Genomic DNA, 5,676 nt, shown 5'->3' with positions numbered 1-5,676 from the left:
TCATTTGGAGAGCACCATGCCAAACGCTGTAATGCAGGATCATGTGGCAATCGTCAGTGGCGCTGGAAGTGAGATCGGCATTGGGATGGCAATCGCACGCCGGCTTGGTCTGGCCGGAGCCAGATTGATCATCACCGCCAGCAGCGCTCGGGTCTTCGATCGAGTCGAAGAACTGCGTGCCGAAGGCTTCGAAGTCGAAGGGCGGCCTGTCGACCTGACCGATGAAAACCAGGTACGCGAGTTTAGCCTTTGGGCTGAGTCGCGCTGGGGGCGGATCGATATCCTGGTGAACAACGCGGGCATGGCCATGCAAGGTTCCCCAGAGGTTCTTTCTGAGCTGGCGATCATGGATCTGCAAGCCTGGAACCTTTCGCTGGCTCGAAATCTGACGACGGCTTTTCTGCTTACACGGGCTGTTCTGCCCGGTATGCAGGCGCGCCGTTACGGGCGCATCGTCAATATCAGTTCCACTACCGGCACTCGGTGCAGTAACCCCGGCGAGGCGGCCTACAGCGCTGCGAAGGCCGCGATGGTAGGGATGAGCATGGGCCTGGCTCTGGAAGTCGCCCGGCAAGGGATCACGGTCAACAGCGTGGCTCCCGGCTGGATCGCTACGGGGTCGAGTTCTCCCGAGGAAGTCGAGGCCGCACGGTACACGCCGATGGGCCGGGCGGGACGCCCCGAAGAAGTGGCTGCGCTGGTTGCTTTCCTTGCATCGCCAGACGCAAGTTACATGAGCGGCGAAGTCATCGTGGTGGATGGCGGAAATTGTCTGGTCGAGAACAAGGCCCCTTGATCTGAGCACACGTTCTGTTCGCGGAGAGAGGCTATCGGCGCCTCTCTTCGCCACCTATAAACATCATCACTGACATCAAACCGTCATCTCTCCATCGCCAAACCGCCATATCCGCTGAGTAATGTCCTCGCCAATGAGATCGATCTCAAGCGAGTGACAATGACTGATTTGAAAGAAGTAGCACAGTTGGCTGGGGTATCGCGAGCGACTGCGGCGCGTGCCTTTGCCTCCCCTGAGGTGGTACGTCCGGCCACCCGGGAGCAGGTATTCGCCGCTGCGCGCGAGCTGGGTTTTCGGCCTAACCGTCTCGGCCGCCAACTGCGTCTGCAAGTGACCAAGCTGATCGGCGTCGTGGTGCCCAACCTGCTCAACCCGGTGTTCGCCGAGCAATTCCAGGCCATGGAGCGTGCGGCGCGCTTGCGCGGCTACAACCTGCTCTTGGCCACGACCGACTACAGCAGCGAGCGCGAAAGCGTAGTGGTCGAGGAGTTGTTGCGACAGCGCGTCGATGGCTTGGTCCTCACGGTGACCGACGCCGAGAGCAACCGCGTGCTGCAAAGCCTGGACAACGAGGACACGCCCTTTGTGCTGGCCTATCACCAGCCGGGCAACCCGGACTACAGCGCCGTGTCGGTAGACAACCGCGCCGGCATGGCCCTCGCCACCCGTTATCTGCTGGAAGCCGGGCATTGGCGCATTGGCATGGTCGCAGGCCCCGCCCTGCAGTCCGACCGCGCTCGCCAGCGTTATGCCGGTTATTGCGACGCCATGCGTGAGGCGGGGCTCGACAGCTTGCCGGTGATTGAAATGCCCGCCCATACCCAAGCCGACTTCGCCGCCATCGAGCCGCTGCTGCAAGGCCCACAGGCGCTCAGTGCGCTGGTTTGCTCCAACGATTTGCTCGCCATCAGCCTGATTGCCGAGTTACGCCGCAACGGCTGGCACGTGCCCAAGCAACTCTCGGTCATCGGCTTTGACGGCATTGCCCTCGGCACCCAGATGCACCCGACGCTGTGCAGCGTCGTTCAGCCCATCGAGGCGCTGGCTTGCACGGTGATTGATCAGTTGTTGGCGCAAATCGCTGGTGCCCCTGCGGTTTCCCATTGCCTGCCCTGCCATATCCGGCCGGGCGAAAGTACTCAACCCTACGAGGAGACTCTTGATGATCCGCTTGCGTAAAACCCTGGCGACGTTGCTGCTGTGCGGCGTTGCCAGCCTGACCCAGGCCGCCGAAACGGCGATTTGCTACAACTGTCCGCCGGAATGGGCCGACTGGGGCACTCAGCTCAAGGCGATTGCCGACACCACCGGCGTGCAGGTCCCGCTGGACAACAAGAACTCCGGGCAGGCGTTGGCGCAACTGGTCGCCGAGCAGGCCGCACCGGTGGCGGATGTGGTGTATTACGGCGTGACGTTCGGTTTGCAGGCGCAAAAAGCCGGGGTGGTTGGCACTTATAAACCCAAGGGCTGGGAGCAGATCCCGGCAGGCTTGAAAGACCCGCAAGGGCACTGGTTTGCCATTCACTCCGGCACTCTGGGCCTGATGGTCAACGTCGACGCACTGGGCGGGCTGCCCGTGCCGCAAAGCTGGGGCGACCTGCTCAAGCCTGAGTACAAAGGCATGGTCGGCTACCTGGATCCGTCCAGCGCGTTCGTCGGCTACGTCTCTGCCGTCGCGATCAACCAGGCCATGGGCGGTAGCCTGGATAACTTCGCCCCGGCTATCGATTACTTCCAGAAACTGGCGAAAAACTCGCCCATCGTGCCCAAGCAAACGGCTTATGCGCGGGTGCTGTCCGGTGAGCTGCCGATCCTGGTGGATTACGACTTCAACGCCTATCGGGCGCGTTACAAGGACAAGGCCAACGTAGCTTTCGTGATTCCCAAGGAAGGCAGCATCAGTGTGCCTTACGTGATGAGCATCGTCGGTAACGCACCGCATCGGGCCAACGCCGAAAAGGTCTTGGATTTCGTTCTGTCCGAGCAAGGCCAGGCGCTATGGGCCAAGGCGTATCTGCGGCCGGTGCGGGCAATGAAAATGCCTGCCGAGATCGCCGCGCAGTTCCTGCCCGACAGCGATTACGCCCGGGCCGGGGTGGTCAACTACGAGCAAATGGCGGCGGCGCAGGAAGCCTTTTCCGCACGCTATCTGCGTGAGGTCAAGTAAGTGACCGCCTCGGTAATAAAAGCCCGGGCAGTCCGTTCGGGCCGGGCCACGGTGCCGCGTTTGCGGCTGACCGCGGCCTGGGCCCTGGCGCCTGCCGCAGCGGTATTGTTCGCGTTCTGGTTGTTGCCCCTGGCGCACCTGATCGTGCTGGGTGGACAAAGTCGTGAGGGTAGCGAAAGTGGCTACTGGCAGGTACTGAGCAGTGCGCAATACCTCGGTAGCCTGGCGCAGACCTGCCTGCTGGCCTTGGCAACGACCCTCGCGGCGCTGTTGGTGGGTGGCATCAGTGGGGTTTTCCTCAGTCGCCAGCGCTTCTTCGGTCGATCGCTACTGGTCGCCTTGTTGACCTTCCCGCTGGCATTCCCCGGCGTGGTGGTCGGCTTCCTGGTGATTCTGCTGGCCGGTCGCCAAGGCTTGTTCGCCAGTCTCGGTCTTGAGCTGGCGGGGGAACGCTGGATTTTTGCCTACTCATTGATGGGCCTGTGCATCGGCTACCTGTACTTCTCGATTCCGCGGGTGATCCTCACGGTGATGGCCGCTTGCGAAACCCTGGATCGCAGCCTGGAAGAAGCCGCTCAATCACTGGGCGCCGGACATTGGCGGGTGGTCTGCGATGTCATCGTCCCCGGCCTGGCACCGGCACTGGTCTCGTGCGGAGCGATCTGTTTTGCGACTTCCATGGGGGCGTTCGGTACGGCGTTTACCCTGGGCACCCGGCTGAATGTGACCCCGGTAGCGATCTACAACGTGTTCACCAACTACGCCAATTTCGCCGTTGCCGCCGCGCTGTCGGTGGTGCTGGGCGCACTGACCTGGGCGGTGCTGCTACTGGCCAGGCGTCTGGCGAACAATTCGAGGACGGTCTTGTGAGGCGCTCAACGCTGTTTGTCGGGCAACTGCTGTTCACTTTGCTGGTTTGCGCCTTCATGTTGGTGCCTGTGTTGATGTCGCTGCTGGCCGGGCTGACCCGCAATTATTTCCAGGGCGTCTCCAGCGGCCTGACGTTCGATTGGCTGGCGCAGGTCTGGCAGGCCTATTCGCCGACGGTCTGGCTATCCCTGCAACTGGCCGTGGCCTGCGCACTGTGCGTCTGCGTGGTGGGGGTTCCGGCGGCTTACGCGCTGGTACGGATGAACAACCGCTTCAGTCGCGCGTTCGAGGAATTGATGGTGCTGCCGGTGGCAATGCCGGGCCTGGCCAGCGCCTTGGCGTTGCTGCTCACTTACGGTCAGTTCGGCGGATTTCGCAGCAGCTGGCTGTTTATTCTCGTCGGCCACGTGCTGTTCACCCTGCCGTTTCTGGTGCGTCCGGTGATGGCGGTGATGCAACGCCAGCACCTGCCGGTTCTGGAAGAGGCTGCCGCCAGCCTGGGTGCCGGGCCGCTACGGCGGTTCTTCAGTGTGGTGGTGCCCAACTGCCGGGCGGGAATCCTCGCCGGGGTACTGATGGTCGTCACCCTGTCGTTGGGCGAGTTCAACCTGACCTGGATGCTTCACACCCCGATGACCAAGACCTTGCCGGTGGGCCTGGCTGACAGCTATGCCTCGGCCAGGCTGGAAGTCGCCAGCGCCTACACCCTGATATTTCTGTTGATGATCGTGCCGCTGCTGATTGCGTTGCAGGCCATCAGCGCGCGCCTTTCCCGTGGAGAAAAACGATGAGCGGAACCACCATTCGCCTGGCGGGTTGCCGCAAGGCGTTCTCGGACGGCACCGTTGCCGTACATGACCTGGACCTGACCATCGACGCCGGAGAAACCCTGGCGATCCTTGGCCCTTCCGGTTGCGGTAAAACCACGACCTTGCGGCTGATTGCCGGGCTTGAGCGCCCGGATGTGGGCCAGGTATTTTTTGGCGACACCGACGTCACTCGCCTGCCCATCGAACGTCGTGACGTGGGCATGGTGTTCCAGAACTATGCGTTGTTTCCCAACCTGGATGTGGCCGGCAACGTCGTCTATGGCTTGAAAATTCGCGGCATGGCGCCCGCTGAACGCAACAAGCGTTGCTCGCAGTTGCTGGAACTGGTCGGTCTGCAGGATCACGGCAAACGCAGCATCCACGAGTTGTCCGGCGGTCAGCGCCAGCGAGTCGCCCTCGCCCGCGCCCTGGCGCCCAAGCCCCGGGTATTGCTGCTTGATGAGCCGTTGGCGGCACTGGACGCGCAGTTGCGTGAACGCTTGCGCAGCGAGTTGGATCAATTGCTACGCCATCTGGGCATTACCGCGGTGTTCGTCACCCACGATCAGGGCGAAGCCATGGCCCTGGGCAATCGGATCCTGGTCATGGAACACGGTCGCGTCGCGCAGTTGGCCAGCCCACGGGACATTTACCAACAACCGGCCAACGCTTTCGTCGCCGGTTTTGTCGGCAACCTCAACGCTTTCCCGGTACTTGAACACACGCCCCTGGGCTTGAAGGTCAATGGCGGAGAGTTGCCGTGGCGTGGGGGCGGTCTGCCTGCCACCGTCTACTGCCGCCCCGAGCATTTGCGGGTGATGGACAACGAGGGGCATCTGCGTGGGCGCCTGGTGGGCCAGTTTTTCCAGGGCGCCCAAAGCCGCCTGTTGGTGGACGTCGGCGCCGCCCAGCCACTGCTGGTGGACAGCACCGACAGCGTCATCCACGCCCCCGGCGCCTTGATCGCCTTGGCCGTCGAGCCGCAAGTGCTGTTTACCCTGTCATCGTGATATTCGTGTTTTCAGAGGGCTTAT

The 5,676-nt window shown here is 62.4% G+C and carries 6 protein-coding genes; all 6 read left to right on the top strand.

Annotation, left to right across the window (positions count from 1 at the left end):
* Positions 1 to 16 precede the first annotated feature (16 nt).
* The gene (locus SGN16_RS14410) at positions 17 to 796 is read left to right on the top strand and encodes an SDR family NAD(P)-dependent oxidoreductase (RefSeq protein ID WP_335944803.1); all 780 of its coding nucleotides are present in this window, start codon (positions 17 to 19) and stop codon (positions 794 to 796) included.
* A gap of 159 nt (positions 797 to 955) precedes the next feature.
* On the top strand, positions 956 to 1,975 hold the full coding sequence (locus SGN16_RS14405; protein ID WP_335944802.1) for a LacI family DNA-binding transcriptional regulator: 1,020 nt from the start codon (positions 956 to 958) through the stop codon (positions 1,973 to 1,975).
* On the top strand, positions 1,959 to 2,963 hold the full coding sequence (locus SGN16_RS14400) for an ABC transporter substrate-binding protein (protein WP_335944801.1): 1,005 nt from the start codon (positions 1,959 to 1,961) through the stop codon (positions 2,961 to 2,963). The genes SGN16_RS14405 and SGN16_RS14400 overlap by 17 nt, the downstream gene beginning before the upstream one ends.
* A gap of 51 nt (positions 2,964 to 3,014) precedes the next feature.
* Entirely contained in the window at positions 3,015 to 3,833 is an 819-nt protein-coding gene (locus SGN16_RS14395) for an ABC transporter permease (protein ID WP_210645272.1), read from the top strand.
* Positions 3,830 to 4,624: an ABC transporter permease subunit gene (locus SGN16_RS14390; RefSeq protein ID WP_335944800.1), complete on the top strand. Its 795-nt coding sequence runs from the start codon at positions 3,830 to 3,832 to the stop codon at positions 4,622 to 4,624. The genes SGN16_RS14395 and SGN16_RS14390 overlap by 4 nt, the downstream gene beginning before the upstream one ends.
* On the top strand, positions 4,621 to 5,652 hold the full coding sequence (locus SGN16_RS14385) for an ABC transporter ATP-binding protein (protein WP_335944799.1): 1,032 nt from the start codon (positions 4,621 to 4,623) through the stop codon (positions 5,650 to 5,652). Before SGN16_RS14390 ends, SGN16_RS14385 begins: the two co-directional genes overlap by 4 nt.
* Positions 5,653 to 5,676: the final 24 nt, after the last annotated feature.

It is taken from the genome of Pseudomonas sp. G166 (genome assembly GCF_037027455.2).
GTDB lineage: Bacteria > Pseudomonadota > Gammaproteobacteria > Pseudomonadales > Pseudomonadaceae > Aquipseudomonas.
This window is presented reverse-complemented; position numbering and strand designations above follow the sequence as displayed.